General features: G+C 37.0%; 20 protein-coding genes and 1 other annotated feature. Of the genes, 7 read left to right on the top strand and 13 right to left on the bottom strand.

Features of this window, described 5'->3' with window-relative positions:
- Positions 1–6: 6 nt before the first annotated feature.
- Positions 7–414 carry a globin domain-containing protein gene (locus AC1Q6O_RS02120; protein ID WP_008181502.1) on the top strand — a complete coding sequence of 136 codons (408 nt, stop codon included), beginning with the start codon at positions 7–9 and terminating at the stop codon, positions 412–414.
- The gene (locus tag AC1Q6O_RS02115) at positions 407–1,216 is read left to right on the top strand and encodes a DsbA family protein (protein WP_008181503.1); all 810 of its coding nucleotides are present in this window, start codon (positions 407–409) and stop codon (positions 1,214–1,216) included. Before AC1Q6O_RS02120 ends, AC1Q6O_RS02115 begins: the two co-directional genes overlap by 8 nt.
- A 385-nt stretch (positions 1,217–1,601) precedes the next feature.
- Here the strand turns inward: AC1Q6O_RS02115 and pepF are convergent, their stop codons facing one another.
- The 4 genes from pepF to spxA form a co-directional block, all read right to left on the bottom strand.
- Complete coding sequence (gene pepF, locus AC1Q6O_RS02110) at positions 1,602–3,419, bottom strand: oligoendopeptidase F (RefSeq protein ID WP_089986716.1); 1,818 nt, start codon at positions 3,417–3,419, stop codon at positions 1,602–1,604.
- A gap of 53 nt (positions 3,420–3,472) precedes the next feature.
- Complete coding sequence (locus tag AC1Q6O_RS02105) at positions 3,473–4,594, bottom strand: competence protein CoiA (protein ID WP_492400893.1); 1,122 nt, start codon at positions 4,592–4,594, stop codon at positions 3,473–3,475.
- Positions 4,595–4,774: 180 nt separating this feature from the next.
- Entirely contained in the window at positions 4,775–5,443 is a 669-nt protein-coding gene (gene mecA / locus AC1Q6O_RS02100; protein WP_008181512.1) for an adaptor protein MecA, read from the bottom strand.
- 434 nt (positions 5,444–5,877) lie between these two features.
- The gene (gene spxA / locus AC1Q6O_RS02095) at positions 5,878–6,273 is read right to left on the bottom strand and encodes a transcriptional regulator SpxA (RefSeq protein WP_025116803.1); all 396 of its coding nucleotides are present in this window, start codon (positions 6,271–6,273) and stop codon (positions 5,878–5,880) included.
- Between the two features lie 487 nt (positions 6,274–6,760).
- Positions 6,761–6,986 (top strand) — a binding site (T-box leader).
- A 61-nt stretch (positions 6,987–7,047) separates the two neighbouring features.
- Here spxA and trpS point away from each other — a divergent pair.
- Positions 7,048–8,037 carry a tryptophan--tRNA ligase gene (gene trpS, locus AC1Q6O_RS02090; protein ID WP_008181516.1) on the top strand — a complete coding sequence of 330 codons (990 nt, stop codon included), beginning with the start codon at positions 7,048–7,050 and terminating at the stop codon, positions 8,035–8,037.
- 4 nt (positions 8,038–8,041) lie between these two features.
- Here trpS and AC1Q6O_RS02085 read toward each other — a convergent pair whose 3' ends face one another.
- The 3 genes from AC1Q6O_RS02085 to AC1Q6O_RS02075 form a co-directional block, all read right to left on the bottom strand.
- Positions 8,042–8,263, bottom strand: coding sequence for a YuzI family membrane protein (locus tag AC1Q6O_RS02085; RefSeq protein WP_043990806.1), 222 nt, complete (start codon positions 8,261–8,263; stop codon positions 8,042–8,044).
- Between the two features lie 111 nt (positions 8,264–8,374).
- Positions 8,375–9,616, bottom strand: coding sequence for a beta-ketoacyl-ACP synthase II (gene fabF, locus AC1Q6O_RS02080; RefSeq protein WP_090003095.1), 1,242 nt, complete (start codon positions 9,614–9,616; stop codon positions 8,375–8,377).
- A gap of 30 nt (positions 9,617–9,646) precedes the next feature.
- Positions 9,647–10,585 carry a beta-ketoacyl-ACP synthase III gene (locus tag AC1Q6O_RS02075; RefSeq protein ID WP_008181752.1) on the bottom strand — a complete coding sequence of 313 codons (939 nt, stop codon included), beginning with the start codon at positions 10,583–10,585 and terminating at the stop codon, positions 9,647–9,649.
- Positions 10,586–10,970: 385 nt separating this feature from the next.
- Between AC1Q6O_RS02075 and AC1Q6O_RS02070 the strand changes: the two genes are divergently transcribed.
- Complete coding sequence (locus AC1Q6O_RS02070; RefSeq protein ID WP_025116798.1) at positions 10,971–11,165, top strand: YjzD family protein; 195 nt, start codon at positions 10,971–10,973, stop codon at positions 11,163–11,165.
- Positions 11,166–11,214: 49 nt separating this feature from the next.
- Here the strand turns inward: AC1Q6O_RS02070 and AC1Q6O_RS02065 are convergent, their stop codons facing one another.
- Entirely contained in the window at positions 11,215–13,341 is a 2,127-nt protein-coding gene (locus tag AC1Q6O_RS02065) for an ATP-dependent Clp protease ATP-binding subunit (RefSeq protein WP_107921572.1), read from the bottom strand.
- Positions 13,342–13,610: 269 nt separating this feature from the next.
- Between AC1Q6O_RS02065 and AC1Q6O_RS02060 the strand changes: the two genes are divergently transcribed.
- On the top strand, positions 13,611–14,297 hold the full coding sequence (locus AC1Q6O_RS02060; protein WP_492400892.1) for a Crp/Fnr family transcriptional regulator: 687 nt from the start codon (positions 13,611–13,613) through the stop codon (positions 14,295–14,297).
- Positions 14,298–14,356: 59 nt separating this feature from the next.
- Here AC1Q6O_RS02060 and AC1Q6O_RS02055 read toward each other — a convergent pair whose 3' ends face one another.
- Both AC1Q6O_RS02055 and AC1Q6O_RS02050 read right to left on the bottom strand, forming a co-directional pair.
- A complete protein-coding gene (locus AC1Q6O_RS02055) occupies positions 14,357–14,665 on the bottom strand; it encodes a metal-sulfur cluster assembly factor (protein WP_036123413.1) in 309 nt (102 codons plus the stop codon).
- Between the two features lie 53 nt (positions 14,666–14,718).
- Positions 14,719–15,483, bottom strand: a complete 765-nt coding sequence (locus tag AC1Q6O_RS02050) for a prolyl oligopeptidase family serine peptidase (RefSeq protein ID WP_008181759.1) — start codon at positions 15,481–15,483, stop codon at positions 14,719–14,721.
- 121 nt (positions 15,484–15,604) lie between these two features.
- Here AC1Q6O_RS02050 and AC1Q6O_RS02045 point away from each other — a divergent pair, with 121 nt between their 5' ends.
- Positions 15,605–16,414 (top strand): Cof-type HAD-IIB family hydrolase, encoded by an 810-nt coding sequence (locus tag AC1Q6O_RS02045; protein ID WP_089986724.1) that lies wholly within the window; start codon positions 15,605–15,607, stop codon positions 16,412–16,414.
- A gap of 144 nt (positions 16,415–16,558) precedes the next feature.
- Positions 16,559–17,416: a DegV family protein gene (locus AC1Q6O_RS02040; protein WP_069480125.1), complete on the top strand. Its 858-nt coding sequence runs from the start codon at positions 16,559–16,561 to the stop codon at positions 17,414–17,416.
- Positions 17,417–17,517: 101 nt separating this feature from the next.
- Here the strand turns inward: AC1Q6O_RS02040 and AC1Q6O_RS02035 are convergent, their stop codons facing one another.
- The 3 genes from AC1Q6O_RS02035 to AC1Q6O_RS02025 all read right to left on the bottom strand — a co-directional run bounded on the left by AC1Q6O_RS02035 (position 17,518) and on the right by AC1Q6O_RS02025 (position 20,641).
- Positions 17,518–19,014 carry an alpha-amylase family glycosyl hydrolase gene (locus tag AC1Q6O_RS02035; RefSeq protein WP_275443951.1) on the bottom strand — a complete coding sequence of 499 codons (1,497 nt, stop codon included), beginning with the start codon at positions 19,012–19,014 and terminating at the stop codon, positions 17,518–17,520.
- 169 nt (positions 19,015–19,183) lie between these two features.
- Positions 19,184–19,552: a YisL family protein gene (locus AC1Q6O_RS02030; protein WP_012292941.1), complete on the bottom strand. Its 369-nt coding sequence runs from the start codon at positions 19,550–19,552 to the stop codon at positions 19,184–19,186.
- 186 nt (positions 19,553–19,738) lie between these two features.
- Positions 19,739–20,641: a fumarylacetoacetate hydrolase family protein gene (locus AC1Q6O_RS02025; RefSeq protein WP_025116790.1), complete on the bottom strand. Its 903-nt coding sequence runs from the start codon at positions 20,639–20,641 to the stop codon at positions 19,739–19,741.
- Between the last annotated feature and the right edge of the window lie 93 nt (positions 20,642–20,734).

Raw genomic sequence — 20,734 nt, 5'->3', positions numbered from 1 at the left:
TAACTTATGAGTCGAAAATACACTGTTCCTTATGAGGAGCTGGGGGCTGAAAAACTGGCAGAGCTTATTCATGCATTCTATAAAAGAGTTGCTCAGCATCCTGATCTTATTCCAATCTTTCCAGAGGATTTAACAGAGACAGCCCGTAAGCAAATTCAATTTCAAACACAGTATTTAGGTGGACCAAATCTCTTTACTGAAGAACATGGACATCCAATGATGCGTGCACGTCATATGAATTTTCCGATTACACCAGATCGCGCACAAGCTTGGCTGGAATGTATGTCAGAAGCTATGGATGAAGTAGGTTTGGAAGGGAAGTTCCGTGAAACTTATTATCAACGTTTAGTATTAACAGCTCATCACATGGTTAATACGCCTAATGACGATGAGGGGGAATTGTTACGTGAATAATATTCAAATGCTACAAGAACCAACGCCAACGATTTCTACTGCCAATAAGCCTATTGAATTGTATATTTTCGTAGATCCACTTTGTCCTGAAGCTTTTAGTATGCAAGCTGTACTTCGTAAATTACAGCTTGAATACAACCATTACTTCACTTGGCGTTTTGTTCTAAGCACTGAGCTTACTTCTTTAAACTGCTTAAGCAAGCGTGTAAAGGGTTGTATATCAGGCATAGAGCTAGATATTAATCATCCTGTATTACCTTCTATCGCTATTAAAGCGGCCGAATTACAGGGCAAACGCGCAGGTGCACGATATTTATCGAAATTACAAGAATATGTATTACTAAGCCATCAAGATGTAAACTCCTATGCTACTCTTTTAAAGATCGCAGAGGATATTCAACTAGATATGAATGAATTTACCGTTGACTTCGGCTCAAAGGAAGCAGCACGAGCTTTCCAATGTGATTTATACATTAAACGTGAAATGGAAGTTGACGAAGTCCCAAGTATCGTATTTTTCAATGAATGTATAGAAGATGAGGGACTAAAGGTTAGTGGTAGCTATGCCTATGAAGTTTATGAACATATTTTAGAAGAAATGCTCAATGAGCAGCTTGTACGTCAGCCTTTACCATCAATAGAGGACTTATTTTCAAAATTCCATACACTTTCTACAAATGAAATAGCATTTATCTATTCATTAACAGAACAAGCAGCCGAACGTGAACTAAAGAAACGTATGCTGCAACAAAAGATTGAACGAATCCAGACAACTCACGCTACATTATGGCGTCTTAAATAATACACGTTAAGGACTTAGCTAATAATCATTAGTTGAGTCCTTATTTTATTACATAAAAACAAAGAAACGCCTCTATCCTCGACCGATAGAGACGCTACTTTTTCACAAAGGGGATGGGAGAAATGTTCACGTTCAAACAAAGGGGTGTATGTTTGTTTTGTGATTTATTTCACAAGAATTACTCTATCATGGAATAATATAATTAGCAATGAATCCAATACTAGATTCACAAATTTGTCAAATAGAAAGCGATTTCAAACAGTATTTTTCCAAGATGCACTCTTTTAAAGTATTTATAAATCAAAAAAAGTCATTATTCTTTCCATTCAATTAAAGCTGTCTATAAAAAAAACAGGCTATAGGAATAATCCTATAGCCCAACAAATTAGTTATTCAACAATAATTTTTCTAATTCAATTAAACGCTCTTCAAATACTTTACAAGCATCCTCTATTGGTTTCGCGACGTTCATATCAACACCCGCTGCCTTTAATACTTCAATTGGGAAATCCGAGCAACCTGCTTTTAAGAAGTTATTAATATAACGTTCTACAGCCGGTTCACCCTCCTCTAAAATCTGTTTACTCAATGCTGTAGCTGCCGATTTACCTGTCGCATATTGATAAACATAGTAATTATAATAGAAGTGCGGAATACGTGCCCACTCTAAACCAATTTCCTCATCCACAACCATATCATCACCGAAGTATTTTTTATTAAGTTCATAATACACTTCAGTCAATCGATCGGCTGTCAAGGATTCACCATTCTTATCCATTTGATGAATTAGGTGTTCGAATTCAGCAAACATTGTTTGTCTGAAAACTGTACTTCTGAAACCGTCTAACCAATGATTTAGCAAGTAGATTTTTTGTTGAGGGTCATCAATGGTTTTAAGTAAATAGTCATTTAATAGCTCTTCATTACATGTCGAAGCAACCTCAGCGACAAAAATAGAGTAATCCCCATAAACAAATGGCTGATTATTTCTTGAATAATAACTATGAACACTATGACCAAATTCATGTGCCAACGTAAAGAGATTATTCACATTATCTTGCCAATTCATTAGAATATAAGGATTTGTTCCATAAGCACCGGATGAGTATGCACCACTTCGTTTCCCTTTATTCTCTAAAACATCTACCCAACGGTTATCTAGTCCGTTTTGAACAATGTTTTGATATTCCTCACCTAATGGTGCTAAAGCCTTCACTAAAATATCTTTAGCTTCGTCGTAAGTAACCTTCATTTCCACCTCTTTTACAAGAGGTGCAAATAAATCCCACATATGCAATTCATCAACACCTAAAAGCTTCTTACGTAACGAAATATAGCGCTGCATCGCAGGTAAATGCTTATGAATCGTTTCTACTAGTTGATCGTAAACATTTTCAGGAATGAAATTATTAGACATTGCTGCCTCGCGTGCAGAGTCATAATGACGAATACGAGCACTCACATTATGTTTTTTCACATTCCCTGTTAGCGTTGACGAGAACGTATTTTTAAACTTGCCATATGTTGCGTACATGGCTTTAAAAGCACCTTCACGAACTGAGCGATCTTTGCTCTCTAAAAACTTGATATAGTTACCATGTGTAAGTTGTACTTCTTCCCCATCTTCATTTTTCACGTAAGGGAATTCCAAATCCGCATTATTTAACATGCTGAATGTATTAGAGGCAGTGCCAGTTACCTCAGACATTTGAGCGAGTAATGCTTCCTGTTCCGCTGGTAAGACATGTGGACGTGCCATTGTTATTTCTTTTAATGATTGCTTGTACAATTGTAGGTCTTGATTTTCAGCTAAATAGCTTTCGATTGTCTCTTCATTTAATGCCAAAATTTCTGGCGTTAAAAATGATAGACCAGCAGAAATACTCGTTGCTAATGTTTGAATACGGCTATTCATATCTTGATAAAAACTATTTGTCGTATCCTGGTCATAGCGCATATGAGCATATGTGTAGAGCTTCATTGCACGTTCATAAATATGATCGTGATACTGTAAAGCTGCTAATAATGCTTGTGCTCCATTATTTAAAGTACCTGCAAAACTAGATGCTTTTTTAGCAAGCTCTGCAACTTCCTTGAACTCATCTTCCCAAAGTGCATCGGATGCAAAAATATCCTCTAACCGCCATGTTAATTCTTCAGGTACTTCATTTCGTACCAAAATTTGATTACTGTTACTAGCCATGTGCATGCCAGCCCCCTTTATATGTGCTTTTTTCCCTATACTCTCATATTTTCTCAGTATATTGCGGCAATTGCAAATAATTGTGCGTAAACGATCTCACAAATATCCTGTAGTTTCTGATCTTGTTCTATTCCATTCAATATGAGGCTATATTGTTGAACAGCTTTTACTGCCTGCCCGGTATATTCTAAATGAGACTGCATGAGAAAATCTTGAATATGGTGTTTTTTTAATTCATATGGCTCTAAACGTAACTGTTGACTAAAATGCAACAGCATCGTTTGCCATTCACTTGCAAATAGTGAAATTGCTGTCCCATCTTTTACCGGAATTCCGATATAAGAGGGCATTGCCGAAATAGAAAAATTCAACTCATAACAACTTCGTAAAAATGTATCCTGCACGCCTTGTTTACTATGTAGGAGGCGCCTATTTGCAAATTGCTGGCAAGCATGTTTATATAGCTGCCAATACTGTTGAAATTCTTCTAAGGAAATGCAAGTTGGTAAATAAAATGGAAAGCGTTGCTTATCTATGGGGATTTTTTGGACTTTCCCTATAAAAGTATGCCCATGCACATGAAGGAGATTCGTCCAATATTCAAAATGGGCTGTTTTGGCATTATAGGTCATTAAATAAGGAAGGCCTGTTGAAGTGGTCATGAATGACTTTTGTAGTAATGGAGGAATACTTATTTTTCGAATTCCATTGATTGCTTCGTATCTTTGAGGCGTTAAAAAGAGCCAAATGGCTTGAATGTTATTTTTTTCATAGCCTGTTGTCCGCTCCTGCCATTTATGATGAGTAAGTGGGCTACATTGAAATTCCAGTGCGACGTTGTTAGTTTCTAAAGCAACAAGCAAATCTGGACGCTGAGAAAGCTCTGTTAAATAGGGCTCCAACTTCACTTTATGTCCAAGCTTTTGTAGCCATTCAAACAATTGAATTTTACCTTGTAAATGAAGTTTTGATTCACCTTCAGCAAATAATTTCGGACATTGACTTTGCGTATGATGTGCAAAATGCGGGATATTATAGGAACCAATTTTTAAATGAACTGGTTCTAGACATTGAGGACAAAAAAATGTCATCTGGCGCCTATATGTCTGCAATGCTTTTCTCGTATATTGATATGCGTGAAAAAGCTGCTGTAAATTATTATAGGCAATTAGCATATAATCAGCTCCTTTTTGGCCAACTATAGTAAAAATTATTAGCTATCACAAATTAAAAGCTGTTTTTTCTTGAAATTTATGAAATGCCACACTACTGAGCTTTTCGTATAAAAAAACTGTAGTGAATCTCGATAAATTTACCGAGTTCACTACAGTCTAAAAAATCAAGTAAACATATGCTTAAGCAAAGTATTTTCGAACTGTCTCAAAGCAATTAAATTCCATAATTTTTTCGCCGTACTCCTCTAAACGATGAATCGTAAAATTAGATGGCGTTAAAAATTCTTTGATGACCGCATTTCGATCGTGACGGTTTAACTCTTCATCTGCATTACCGAAATCAACAACTAAATAGTACCAATTTTCATATTTAAATAATGAGGAATCCACTAATTCGTCCGTCATTCGTTTTGCAACAGGGATTAACTCATCAATATCTTTAAATTTATATACATAAATGTCTGTATCCATAAATAATTCTGATTCATCCATGTCACCAAATTGAGTTAGTTGGCTAAGAAGATCGTCCCCAACTTCATCGAATGGTGCAAACATCTCTTTGTGTTCATCAAAATTCGAATGACCATCTAATGTTTCACCGTCTTTTAAGATATGTGCACGTGTGACAATGATTTCTAAGCCTACTTCAGATGCATTGATATGAATCCAAATCGGACCTTCTACATCAAAATAATCCTCCGTATTTACTTCATCAATCATATCCCAAAAAAGCTGTTCACCCTTTGCTCGATTGTACCAGATTTCTTCACGACTATAGCCGCGATCCTCTATATCATTGTACGTAATAAAGAGCTTAAGTGTATTTTCATTTACACGTTCGATGTCCACTAGACCTCATCTCCCTTCACTGTCATATGTCGAAAAACAGTTTTGTTTCATTAGTATGCTTTTATTCTTTGTTTTTAACCTTCATACTGCATTGTTTTTCAACCTTTGACCACACCAGTAAAACCACACGAGGAACTGCAAACATTAAAATTTTTTATTTACAGTTGTCTCTAACACTATTGTATGCTGTTCTGTCATAAAATGAAAAGGATATACACCATTTCACAGAAGATATTTGAATTATTGAAATTGTAGTAAACTATTTAACTTAAATCAAGTTTAACATACTTTAACGGAAATATATGACTTTGCCCTATTAATTATTATACTTTATATAGAAGGTTTTACATAAGTAAAACATAAAAAAATAGATGTCACAATATGCATCTCACATCTGTAACATCTACTACTTATTTTATTCAGAATAGATAAAATTAATTCACCATTCTTTGTGCTTCTTGCAACTGATATGCTCGAACTTTTCGAGGTAAGAAACGACGAATTTCATCTTCGTTATAGCCAACTTGTAGACGTTTTTCATCTAGAATGATTGGTCGGCGTAATAAACCAGGATATTCCTGAATTAATTCATATAAACGTTGTAAAGGTAAACTTTCCACATCTACATTTAATTTTTGGAATATTTTAGAACGTGTAGAAATAATTTCATCTGTGCCATCTTCCGTCATACGTAAGATTTTTTTAATTTCACTAATACTTAGTGGTTCAGAAAATATATTACGTTCTGTATAGGGAATTTCGTGCTCCTCTAGCCATGCTTTCGCTTTACGGCAAGAGGTACAACTTGGTGATGTAAATAAAGTTACGATCATTCGTTCTGACACATCCTTTCATTTTGTAATCATATCTATAAACCAGTGTGTTAAATTAGAATTAATGTAATGTAAAATACACAGTACCATTATACAGCACTCCGCTGTTTTTGAATATAGTTCCAATAAAAAAAAGAATGAGCGTCTTGCTAAATTTTCTGTCTTTTTATATACCTTTTTAATGTATATACTTTTTTCACAACATTTCGAACTACTACTACTATTCCCACTTTAAGTGTATTTTAAACATCTTTTTACGTCGCTCTGCTGTTCTCATTTACCTAAGATAAACGAGAAAATTGTCAGTTCGACGTGTACACCTCAAGTTAATTTTAATAAAAAAGTTTCTTTTTATAACAAATTTACACAACAAAAAAAGCATATAATTTTTTCTCTAAAAAAAACACCGCCAAAAGTCTGACTTTACACAATGAAATCTTTATAATATAATTCAATGCAATAAAATCAATTTCATGTTAAATTGAGAAAAACGCTGACGAAGAGTAGTACATATGTTAATGACACGTTTAGAGAGTCTGTGGTTGGTGAAAACAGATCGTGGGGCATATGGAATGGACTTCCGAGTTAGCTTTGTGAACGTTTCATGAATGGAAACTACTAGCAAGGCTCGTCCCTTCACGTTACGAAGCTGAGTGGCCGTTAAGGCAAGCTGGGTGGTACCGCGGATTCAAACATCATTCGTCCCTTCATTAGAAAAAGTCTAATGAGGACGCGTGATGTTTTTTATTTGAATTCGAGGAGGAAATTTTCATGACAACCATCTTTTCTGGTGTACAGCCTACAGGAATTGTAACTTTAGGGAACTACTTAGGAGCCTTCAAGCAATTCCCTGCCCTTCAAGATGAAGGAGATGCAATCTATTGCATCGTCGATCAACACGCTATTACAGTCGCTCAAGATCCGAAGGAATTACGAGAAAGTATTCGTAAGCTTGCTGCTACTTATATTGCCACTGGCATCGATCCTAAAAAATCTACATTATTTATTCAATCTGAGGTGCCAGCACATGCTCAGGCAGGATGGATGTTACAGTGTGTTGCATCTATCGGTGAACTTGAACGTATGACACAATTTAAAGATAAATCTCATGGTAAAGAGAGTGTCTCTGCGGCTCTTTTAACATACCCACCATTGATGGCTGCAGACATTCTACTTTACAACACAAATATTGTCCCAGTAGGCGATGATCAGAAACAACATATCGAGTTAACACGTGATCTAGCAGAACGCTTTAATAAACGTTATGGTGACGTTTTAACAATTCCAGAGATTCAATTACCAAAAGCTGGTGCTCGCATTAAATCTCTACAAGAGCCAACAAAAAAAATGAGCAAATCTGATCCCAATACAAAGGCGACAATCAGATTGCTAGATACAGCAAAAGACATTGAGAAAAAAATTAAATCAGCTGTAACTGATTCTGATGGGATTGTAGCATTTGATGTAGAAAATAAACCAGGTGTTTCAAATTTATTGACGATTGAATCGGCTATTTCAGGTATTTCTATTGATGATCTAGTTAAAAAATATGAAGGCATTGGTTATGGTGGCTTCAAGCAAGGTGTAGCTACTGCTGTAATCGATCACCTGACGCCAATTCAAGAAAAATTCTATCATTTAGTAGAATCCTCTGAATTAGACGTCATCCTTGATGAAGGTGCTGAAAAAGCAAATGCAATTGCCAGTGCCACATTAAAACGTATGGAAGAGGCAATGGGCCTCGGTCGGGCACGCCGCTAATCATTTATAGCTTATCTGACGTTCGATCAAAGCCTATATCAAGAACGACAGCGCATATGATGATACAAGCACCAACCGCCATATAAAATTCCGTTGTTTGAAACATAAATTTGAACACAACTTTCCAAGAATACCCTAGCGTACGGTAATTTAAATACAATATAAGATTCCCTAATGAGAGGATCATGAGACCATAGCTTACTAAAAATAAAAAGAGACGGAACAATGTAACGGCATCCTTTCTATTTCTTCTTACTTATCATTTATTCACAAAACTATAAAAAAAGACGTCAGCCGTTTAAATTTGGCTGACGTTTTTTGAGTTTAGATGTACTATTTATGCTTCATATTTTTTAAATAGAAGACTTGCATTGTGCCCACCAAAACCAAGAGAATTACTCATTGCATATTGAATGTTTGCTTCTCTCGCTTCATTTGGAACATAATCTAAATCACAATCAGGATCTGGATCTGTTAAATTAATTGTTGGTGGTAATATACCTTCTTTAAGCGCAAGAGCGGTAAAAATAGCTTCTACGCCCCCTGCTGCCCCTAATAAGTGTCCTGTCATAGACTTTGTAGAACTCATAGCTAGGTTATAAGCATGGTCACCGAAAGCAGTTTTAACAGCTTGTGTTTCAAATAAGTCATTATATGGCGTACTAGTGCCATGTGCATTAATATAATCAACTTGAGATGCCTCTACACCAGCATCTGTCAATGCTTGCATCATTGCACGTGCCGCACCTTCACCCTCTGGAGCTGGAGCAGTAATATGATGAGCATCTCCTGTTGCACCATAACCTAATACTTCCGCATAGATTTTTGCGCCACGAGCTTTTGCATGTTCGTACTCTTCTAAGATGACAATACCTGCGCCTTCACCAATAATAAATCCATCACGATTTTTATCAAATGGACGGCATGCTTCTTGTGGATTTTGATTTAAAGATAATGCAGTATTGGCACAGAAACCTGCGACAGCCATCGTTACGATTGGTGATTCCGCACCACCTGAAATCATAACATCTGCATCCCCACGTTCAATAACTTTAAAAGCATCTCCAATTGAGTTTGTTCCAGAAGCACATGCTGTTACTGAGCAAGAGTTAATTCCCTTTGCACCAAAATGAATCGACACTTGACCTGAAGCCATATCAGGAATCATCATTGGAATGAAGAATGGGCTAACTCGTCTTGCCCCGCGCTCTTGGAATGTTAAAAACTGTTGCTCATAGGTTTCCATTCCACCAATACCCGAACCAATCCAAACACCCGCACGTGGAGCTAACTCCTCATCAATTGTTAGCTGTGCATCTTCCATAGCCATGATTGAAGCAGCTAATGCATAATGTGTAAAGCGGTCCATCTTTCGAGCTTCTTTACGATCAATATATTTTTCAATATCAAAATCTTTCACTTCTGCTGCAATTTTGGCTGCAAAAAGCTCTTTATTTAAACGTGTTAGCTCACCAATGCCAGATTTACCAGCTTTAATGTTCGTCCATGTTTCTTCGATGCTATTTCCTAGTGGTGTAACTGCGCCAATTCCTGTAATTACTACTCGTCTTTTACTCATTGTCATACTCCCCTCAAGCATTTTTCCTATTTATTTTCCCCATCTCATGGCTACGGCACCCCATGTTAAGCCGCCACCAAAACCAACAAGGACTAATAAATCATCCTCTTTAATTTTACCTGCTTCAAGCTCATCTACCAAGGAAATACCAATCGATGCTGCAGAAGTATTCCCATATTTATGAATCGTTTTTGACATTTTTTCTGGTGGTAGCTCTAATCGCTCACGAGCAGATTCCATAATACGTATATTTGCCTGATGCGGCACTAAAAAATCTACGTCTTCTTTTGTTAATCCTGCTTTATCTAACACACTTACAGCCGATTCACCCATTTGACGTACAGCAAATTTAAATACTTCACGACCATTCATGGCAATCGTGTCTTGTTTTGTTAAATAAAGATTTTTACCGCCTGTGCCATCTGCACCAAGCTCAAATGATAAAATACCTCTGCCTTCAGATACTGGCCCTACAACTGCTGCGCTCGCGCCATCACCGAATAATACTGCTGTATTACGATCATTCCAATCAATGACTTTTGACAGCTTTTCAACACCTACTACTAAGACATATTTATAAGTGTTTGCCTCTACAAAATGTTTAGCTGTCACTAAACTATATATAAATCCTGCACATGCGGCTGCTTGATCCATCGCCGCAGCATTTACTGCTCCGAGTTGTTCCTGAACCATACATGCTACACTTGGGAAAGTTTGATCCTGTGTGACAGTTGCTACAAGTATTAACCCAATCTCCTCAGGCGTAATACCCGCTTTTGCAATAGCTTCTTTAGCAGCGGCTACTGCTAAATCTGAAGTTTCCTGATCATCTGCCGCAAAATGGCGTTCTTCAATGCCTGTTCGCGTACGAATCCACTCATCCGAAGTATCCATTATTTTTTCTAAATCAAAATTTGTCACGACTTTCTCAGGAACGTATTTGCCTATTCCTAAAATACCAGCGTTCATATAGCAACCCCTCAGCTTTCTTACTATCAATTATTAGTAACTGGTCATAATTATAACGCATAGTAAAGGAATGACGCAAGATGATTTAAAATTATTGTGTATGGAACGAGTCGTTTCTTTGTTATTGAAAGTAAGCTTAGGCTTATACTCCGTATAGTGTGAAGTCTATAGAGTTGCCAAATTCCCTTTTTCAGGTTTGCATACTTTGGCAAAATGAATGCCGCAAAAAATACATGAGAATTATAAAATGCAAAACCTTGTATTTGTTGTGACAAATTCGCCATGTTTCACATAAAAGATTCATTTTTTTTCGATTTATGTTATGATATGATAATGAATATGAGTAAAAACTTATGATGAAAAAAGTTCGGTTGAGGTGAAATTAATGCAATATATCGTAACGTTCGTATGGTCATTCCTACTAGTTTCAATGTTAAACTATGTAGTCAGCTCTGTACTTGGTGCACCATTTGATTTTAAGACAGGGGCAATCGTTTCAGTTGTATTCTCCATCTTAATTTTTATTATTGGAGCAATCATTCCAAACGATCCTACACCAGAGGCTGCAGACCATCATTAATTCAGCTAGAAAAAACCTGTTCCGCATTATGCGAAACAGGTTTTTTCTGTTATTTTTCCACTATACAATGGCCATCACGCATTTTTACATGCAATGTTTCTCCAGGCAATACCTCGCCTCGTAGCAGTTCCTTAGCCACAGCCGTTTCGATATGTCGTTGTACGAAGCGTTTTAGTGGTCTTGCCCCGAATTGAGCATCTGCTCCTTGTAGGACAACCCAATCAATAACTTCATGGTCGACAGCTAATGTAATTTCCTGTTCAGCCACACGGTTAATTAACTGCTCTACATACTTCCAAGCAATCGCTGTAAAGTGTTTATTTGATAGGGCATGGAAAAAAATAATATCATCCATACGGTTTAATAACTCTGGTTTGAAATGCTGTCTGAGAGCAGTCATAACCAAGTCTTCAACGGTTGGATCGTCATCTTTTGCCTCCATTAAATAACTAGAGCCGATATTCGATGTTAAAATCACTACGGTATTTGTAAAATTGACCATACGTCCTTGACTATCTGTAATTCGACCGTCATCTAAAATTTGCAATAAAATATTAGCCACATCTGGATGTGCTTTTTCAATTTCATCTAATAACACTACAGAATAAGGGTTACGACGGACAGCTTCCGTTAATTGACCGCCTTCCTCATAGCCAATGTACCCTGGAGGAGCACCAACTAAGCGAGACACACTATGCTTCTCCATATATTCGCTCATATCAATTCGAATAAAATGATCCTCTGAATCAAATAATTGAGCAGCTAGTGCCTTAGCAAGCTCTGTTTTACCAACACCTGTCGGACCTAAGAATAAAAAGCTACCAATTGGACGATGCGGATCTTTAATGCCTGCACGAGCACGCCATACAGCCTCTGTTACTAATTGAACAGCTGTATCTTGGCCAACTACGCGTTCATGTAATGTATCTTTTAAACGTAATAGTTTTTCTCGCTCGCCTTCCACTAATTTTGTCACAGGAATACCTGTCCAGCGAGAAACAATTGCTGCGATTTCTTCAGCTGTCACTTCTTCACGTAAAATACGGGACTCTGCGCCGCTTTCTAATTCTTTTTCGAGCACTTGAATGTCTTTTTCAAGTGTTGGAATTTTACCATGACGTAATTCTGCGGCTTTATTTAAATCATACTTACTTTCCGCTTCATCTAAATCACGACGGTACTTATCTAATGTCTCCCGTTTTTTCTGAATATCATGTAGCTTTTCCTTCTCTGCCTCCCATTGTTGCCGCATTCCTTCAGAGGACTCTTTTAATTTTGCCAATTCCTCTCGTAATTGCTCCAGACGCTTTTTACTTGCTTCGTCCTTTTCCTTACGCAACGCTTGTTCTTCAATTTCTAGCTGCATAATACGACGAGTCACGGCATCAAGTTCCTGTGGCATTGAATCAATTTCTGTTCGAATCATTGCACATGCCTCGTCAATTAAATCAATCGCCTTATCTGGTAAAAATCGCTCTGTAATATAACGATTGGAGAGTTCAGCTGCGGCCACAATCGCGCGGTCATGAATACGTACTGCATGATGTAATTCAAAGCGTTCTTTTAAGCCTCTTAAAATAGACACAGTATCCTCAATAGAAGGCTCACGTACAAGAACTTGCTGGAACCGGCGTTCTAAAGCAGGATCTTTTTCAATATACATACGATATTCATCTAATGTAGTAGCACCGATACAATGTAATTCACCACGAGCTAGCATGGGCTTTAACATATTTCCTGCATCCATAGCGCCATCCGTTTTGCCTGCGCCTACAATTGTATGAATTTCATCAATAAATAAAATGATTTGACCTTCTGAATCTTTCACTTCTTTTAACACGCCTTTTAAACGCTCTTCAAATTGGCCACGGTAGCTTGCACCTGCAATTAAGGCACTCATATCCAGCTCGTATAGCACGCACTCTTTCAAGCCCTCTGGTACATCACCCTTCACAATACGTTGAGCTAAACCTTCTACAATCGCTGTTTTACCAACTCCTGGCTCACCAATTAATACAGGATTATTTTTTGTTTTACGCGTTAAAATGCGAATGACATTTCGAATTTCCTCATCGCGCCCAATGACAGGATCCATTTTGCCATTTTTAACTTCTTCTATTAAATTACGGCCGAATTGCTCTAATGGCTTTTGATTATCTGTTTGTTGAAATTGCATAACTAGCACTCCTTTACTTTAATATTTCGCATAATTTTTATACCCATTCTGGTTCTTTTTAAAAGTTTGACCTTCTTTGACTAACTTTATTTTACATCACTCGACAGTTCTTCGCAAAGAAATAGCACTAAATTTTTACACTTATTCATGAAAATTTACGTTATAATAATAGTATGTTTCTATGTTTTAGTATCGAAAAATCCACTGTCCTTTTGTAATAATCGCCATTTATTACAAAAAGAAAGCGATGTGTTGGAGATATGGTTTCAATGGATAATATGTTTGAAAAAATTATGGACCTTTTTCAAAAGCATGGTGTTTTTATCAAAGTAAATAAAGGGAATAAAATTTTTCTAGAAGGTGAACGGTCAAAGGAAATATACTATATTAAGTCAGGTGTTATATCGATTAGTCAAGAAACTGAGGCTGGCAAGGAATTGACGATTCGTATATGTGGTCCTGATAGTATCATTGGAGAGGGTTCATTATTTTGTAACCTTGTCTATAACTCCATGACTGCAAAAGTTTTAGAATCTGCTACGCTATATGTTTTAAGTCGAAAGTCATTAGAACATTTACTGGAAGAACAGCCTACAATCATGGTGGAATACATGAAGTGGCTACAGACAGAAAATTTAAAGCATCAGAGTCGTTTGCGTGATTTAGTGTTAAATGGGAAAAAGGGTGCCTTGTTTTCAATACTCATTCGTCTATCTAACACGTATGGTAAACCTTTAGAGGATGGTTCCATTTTTATTGAGTTTCAACTAACAAATACGGAAATTGCCAATTTGTGTGCGACTAGTCGTGAAATGATTAATCGTATGTTGAATGATTTAAAAAAACATGACATTTTGACTTTTGACAAAGGCTTTATTACTATTCATGATTTACAATTTTTAAAAAATGAGATTGCCTGCGAAAATTGTCCATTACAAGTATGCCGTATCGATTAATTCGTTACATGCTAAATCCCTGCTTATTTTTTATAAGCAGGGATTTTTAATAGCCACTATTAGCGTACACCCAATGCCATTTTTGCATAGCGTGACATTTTATCTTTTGACCAAGGTGGATTCCATACAATGTTTACATTTGTACTTTTCACTTCTGGAAGTTCATTTAATGCTGTATTCACTTGATCCACGATTACTGGGCCAAGTGGACACCCCATCGATGTTAGCGTCATTGTAACCGTCGCTACACCTTCATCATCTAATTCTACATCATACACTAAACCTAAGTTGACGATATCAATTCCAAGCTCAGGGTCAATTACGTTTTCTAATGCACCTAACATGCTATCTTTCATATCTTGATCCATTCTCATTTCTCCTTCCATCATAGTGTTAACCTTATCATAGCAGATGCATCATATTATGCCAAATGCTCTGCAAGCCAATCTGTTGCTGCTACCATTCCGTCACGTGGTACAGCATGTCCAGCCTTTTTATTCACCATGAATGTTAAATTTTCAGGGGTTGCTTGATAGTATTCCCGTAATGTTTCATAAAATTTATAGGTTTCATGGAAAGGTACAGTTTTATCTAATTCACCGTGCCAAAAGAAAACCGGGCGTCCCGCAAATTTTTCAGGAGTTAGACTGACATCATAGGTTGCGAGGACCTCATTAATCTTTTGCACATCATCCTCTGTCATGGGCCAATTAACACCATTTTTTATAAATTGCTGCAATTGGTATTCACCCAATTTTATAAAACCAGGCGCACCCATACATATTGCAGCCGATTGAATCCAATCATAAAGCTTAAGACAGCCTGATGTCACAATACCACCCATGGACGTACCTGCTATGCCAATTTTATGATGAGCTAATAAATTTTTATTCTTTAATTCATTATATAATTGTTCCACTTCATGAATAGAATTTATAACAATGTCCCAAAAATTCAAGTTCATTTGCATCTCTGTGAGGCCTTCGCTACGGTCACCATGAAATTTTGCATCTGGTAATAGGACACGCACCCCTTTATGCACCAACTGATATGCATAGTGTAAGTTATGTTCTTTTGCACTCATAAAGCCATGTAAAAAGATCACTACCGGGGTATCTTCATTCATATTGTCTGTATGTATATGTAATAAAGGAATATTTCCCCACATTTCTTTTTCTACAAACATTCTTGTCACTCCCAACTCTTGTCTCACCTTTATGTTAGCAAACTTTTTTCACTGTGACAAAATTTTGACGAATGAAAGACAAAGAGATACTATTCAAACTATAGGAAAGGGGCAACAAGCTATGAAACCGCATTTAATCGTATTGGATTTAGATGGTACTTTATTAACAGACCAACAACAAATTTCCGCAAAAACAAAAAAATCATTATTGCAGGCTAAGGAACAAGGACATCAAGTAATGATTGCAACTGGCCGTCCATACCGTGCCAGTGATATTTATTATCATGAGCTTGGGCTTACAACACCAATAGTCAATTTTAATGGAGCCTATGTGCATCACCCTAAAAATGTCTCTTGGCAGCATATGCACACTCCCATTGATTTAAGTGTTGTCCATGATGTCGTTAATTCCATTAATAGTTACGAGTATGAAAATATCATTGCTGAGGTGAAGGATGATATTTATGTACACACAGAGGATGAACGCATCTTAAATATTTTTAATATGGGTAATCCGAAAATTACACTTGGGGATTTATATACACATCTCTTAGATAATCCTACAAGTTTACTGATACAGGCAAATGAAGCCAATTCTGTCATTATTCGCGACCACTTACAGGCAGTGCACGCTGAAGTTATTGAACACCGTCGTTGGGGCGCACCTCTTCATATTATAGAGATTGTTCGACGTGGCTTAAATAAAGCAGTAGGCCTTGCACACGTAGCAAAGGATTTAGGTATTCCACGTGAACGTATTATTGCTTTTGGTGATGAAGACAATGATTTAGAGATGATCGAATATGCTGGACTTGGCGTAGCGATGGGGAATGGTATATCAAGCCTTAAAAATATTGCCAATGAAATAACTACTACAAATAATGATGATGGGATTGCAAAAATACTCATCGAACGCTTGAAATTATCATAGTTACGTAGTAAGTTCAAGTTACCATACCATTTTTACCAGTTTAACTTTATTCAGTGGTACCCCTTCCGGTTGATTTAAGTGAGTACCGGCTGAATAAAGCTAAAAAGGCTTTAAAAAGTAAGTTGAAATTAGGGGGACAAGAGAATGAAGATTTTTACGGATAGTGGATGTGATCTACCAAAGTCTTACTATGAAGAAAATGATGTCGTGCTACTCCCTTTACGAGTGCAATTGAACAACAAAGAATATGAAGATGTCATTTCCATTGATTCCAAAGAGGTTTATGATGGAATCCGTCAAGGTGCCCAACCCAAAACATCTCAAGTATCGCCAGAGCTTTTTTTGAAGCACTTTGAAGATTTAGCTAAAAATGAAGAAGAAGGTATCTATATTGCCTTTTCATCAGAATTATCCGGCACATATAGTACTGCTCAAATGATTCGTAATCAAGTATTAGAACAATATCCTTCATTGAAGTTAGTCATTATCGACTCTAAATGTGCATCACTAGGACATGGTCTTGTTGTGGAAGAGGCTGTTCGGCTTAGAAATTTAGGTACCTCATTTGAAGATGTAGCGTCTAGAATTAGCGCTTTCGCTCCTCAAATAGAGCATTTATTTACAGTTGAAGATTTGGACTACCTCGCTAAAGGTGGCCGTGTCTCAAAAGCGAGTGCCTTTTTAGGTGGCCTTCTAAGCATTAAACCTATTTTAAATGTAGAAGATGGCAAACTTGTACCGATAGAAAAATCACGTGGTCGTAAAAAAGCACTTAATCGTATGCTGGATTTAATGCAGGAGCGTGGAGGTAACTTTACGAATAAAATTGTTGGTATTAGTCATAGTGATGATATGGCCTTTGCTAATGAAGCAAAAGCATCCATTCAGGAGCGTTTTTCTCCACAGGCTGTTCAAATTACGATGATTGGCTCAGCCATCGGTTCACATGTGGGGCCGGGCACTATCGCGATTTTCTTCACGAATAAAAGCTATGAAGGCTAAACTATGATAGCTTGGAATTGCCGAGCTATTGGAGCATCCGTAAATGAAAACAAAAATAGCATGTTAGGATGATTCCTAGCATGCTATTTTTTGTGTAGATATTAAGAAGCGTCTTGTTCTTGACGACGAACTTTTCCTCGTTTAATGATGATTACAACAAAGCCAATAAAGATGACCCAAACTAAACCAAGGGCAACCATATACGGCACGTTTAGCCCCTCATCATTGCGAACCTGATAAATCTCTACCATTTCTCTGTCTAAAATGACTGGATACACTTGCTTTTCATTTATACGAACTTTTTCCTCATGTAAAATCCCGTTTAGCATTTTCCCTTCACCCAGTTGTTCAGGTGTTAAGTCCACTCGCTGGGTTTTGCTCGTATTATTGACCATAATTACCCATTGCTCTTCATCCGAAGTACGTGTAAAGACAAGTAAACCATTCTCATTAGTAATGATGTTAAAATCACCATTACGTAAAGTAGCAGACTGATTTCGTAAGGATTGAACATTTTTAATATAGTCAATTAATTCTTCATCTGTTTTAAAGTTATAAAGTTGATGTGTATCAGGTTTAGCTTCCCCGTTCATCGCAATTTCTGTACCATATTGGACAACTGGAGTTCCTGGCATCATAAATAAAGCACCCATAGCCATTTTTAAACGTGTAGGTGGGAACATGTTTTCATTCGCAGAATCGAATGTAAAACGGTGTGTTTCTAAAGAATCCACCATAATTTGCGTCGGCTTTTCGCCTGAAAACGGTTCTGTCAATTTAGATGAGTCCATATCAACATTCTTAAAGATATTGCGATAAATTTCTGCTGTCGCTGGTGAGAAGGTTGCATCAAAATCAGCCTCGCTCGCTTCATTTGTTATGACATAAAGAGATGCTTTTGACTCTTTTAATGCCGCTATCATTTTATTAATAAAATCCGTATCAGCATCTGAAATATGAGTTAATCGAATTCCACCAATATCATATGTAGAAACAAAATCGATTGCAGATTGAATAAGTGCTTCTTGCACATCTGTATTCGTTAAATCCCATTGAACTTGTCCATTATTCGTTGAAGCAATCCAGTCTGCTTTCGCAGCATCCTTTGCCCATTCATGTTTAGGACTTACATCATTGAGTGGAAAATCCACCATTATAGACATATTTTTAGCTTTATAAGCCTCTACAACACTTTGGAATTCTTCTGCAGTTCCAAAATGGCGTTCAATCGTAGAATAGCTTGTTAGCATGGATCCATCATATTTCTCTGTAGAATAAATAGGTCCAATGGAAACAATCGAATAGCCCATTTCATCGATAAATTTTAATTTATCTTGTAAACCTGTAAAATCCCCTCCTGCAAATTTCGAAGGGTCTTGCGTATTTGTATCAAAATCGTTTGTGCCCGAGCCATTAAAGAAACGGTCAACGAGTAAATCATAGATGCTCTCTTCTGCAATCGATGTTGTCGCTTTTTCATCCGCATGCGCTACAGGTGTAGTACTTACGAATGTAGTAGCTAGTAAAAGTGATGCAGCTGTCGCACTTATCCACTTCTTGAATTTCACTGTTATTCCCTCTCTTTCAAACCAATCCATCGTCATTTTACCAAATATCACTGTCACGTCGCTATCTTTTCAAAAGATTTTACGAAAATGCGGAAGGAATTACGGCAAAAAGGTGTCCGTTCCCTTCCATTTCAGTATGATCGCTGTTTTTAATAAAATAAAAGCCGCGAAGCAAATACTTCACGACTTTCACCAAATATTATGCTAAGAAGTTTTGACCCATTGGTAGCTTGAAGCCTAGGAACAATGTAATCAATAAGAATACTGCAAATAAAATCCAAAACATGCCAGTTGGTTTATTTTTCTTTTGGCGTACTAAAACCATTTCCATCATACCAATTACTAGAATACCGCCTATGAATTTAAAGCCGTAAAGCATGCCCATGTTGTAATTCATGCCTTCAATGAATAATGCCCCACCTGTAATGATAATTAGTACATAAAATAGACGCAATGTCATATGTAAGCCTTTTGATTGCTTGCCCATTAGCGCAGCGATTAAAAAGATAACAATAGCTACTACCCAAGTAGTAATATGCAAATGCGTTTGGCTAGTTAAAAAACCCATGTTTGTCCCACCTCATTCATTTTTCTATCAAACTCTATCCTACCATGCGATGGAAAGGGTTTCAAACATTACAATAGTGTTCACATAATTTACACCATTTGTGACTTAGAAACTCCCTAAAAAACAACTTACACGGTAAGTATTAAAAAAATCCGCGGAGTAAAGACTCACGCGGATTCCCTATTATTATTCAAAATGGTTGACTAAAGTACCGATGCCTTGAATAGATACTTTTACCGTATCTCCAGCCTTTAAGAATTGTGGCGGGTTCATGCCTTTTCCAACTCCAGCTGGTGTACCTGTTAAAATAACATCCCCTGGCTCAAGTGTTACATGCTGAGATAGGATAGATACTAAAGTTTCAACTGAGAACATCATGTCCTTCGTCGAGCCATTTTGGCGCACTTCATCGTTTACCTTTGTGACTACTGTTAAGTCCTGAGGATTGGGAATTTCATCCTTTGTCACAAGATATGGTCCAAGCGGACAAGTGCCCTCCAAGCTTTTACCTAAGAAGAATTGTTTATGCTTCTCTTGTAAATCACGAGCTGTTATATCATTGGCAATTGTATAACCAAATACATAATCATATGCTAAGTTTTTCGGAATGTTTTTACCACGTTTTCCAATGACAATCGCAAGCTCCCCTTCATAATCCATTTTCGATGAAAGGTCCGCGTGAATGGAAAGTGTTTGTCCATCTGCCGCAATAGCCGTTGGCGATTTTGTAAATACCATTAATTCCGTTGGTGCTGCTTCTGCACCCATTTCTTTGGCATGTTCATTATAATTTTTACCTATACACATAATATTTTTGGGTGTACGTGGAATGGGTGAAAGCCACTCGATTTCTGTAAATTCACGTTTAAAACTATTAGCACGATCTGATTTTTCAGCTGCTTCTACTAATTTACGAATCTGTTCAACGAAATCAAAGCCTAGTGCAATACCATCTACAATAGAACTTGAAAAAGAAGGGAGAACTTGAAGTTCATTTTGAATAGCGAGTACATCCCATACCGCTTCTTCTTTTTTTACTTTTGGTCCAAAGCTTACATGTCCACCTAATTTGAATGATAAAATTTTCATGATTGAAAGAGCTCCTTCTTTTTTCTACATGATACAACAATATGATAGAAATTGCCTCACTTTTGCGACAATAATTTTATAAGTTGTTATATC

It is taken from the genome of Lysinibacillus sp. GW823-FHT06C08, assembly GCF_058795135.1.
Note: the sequence above shows the minus strand (reverse complement) of the source record. Positions and strands in the feature narration are given on the sequence as shown.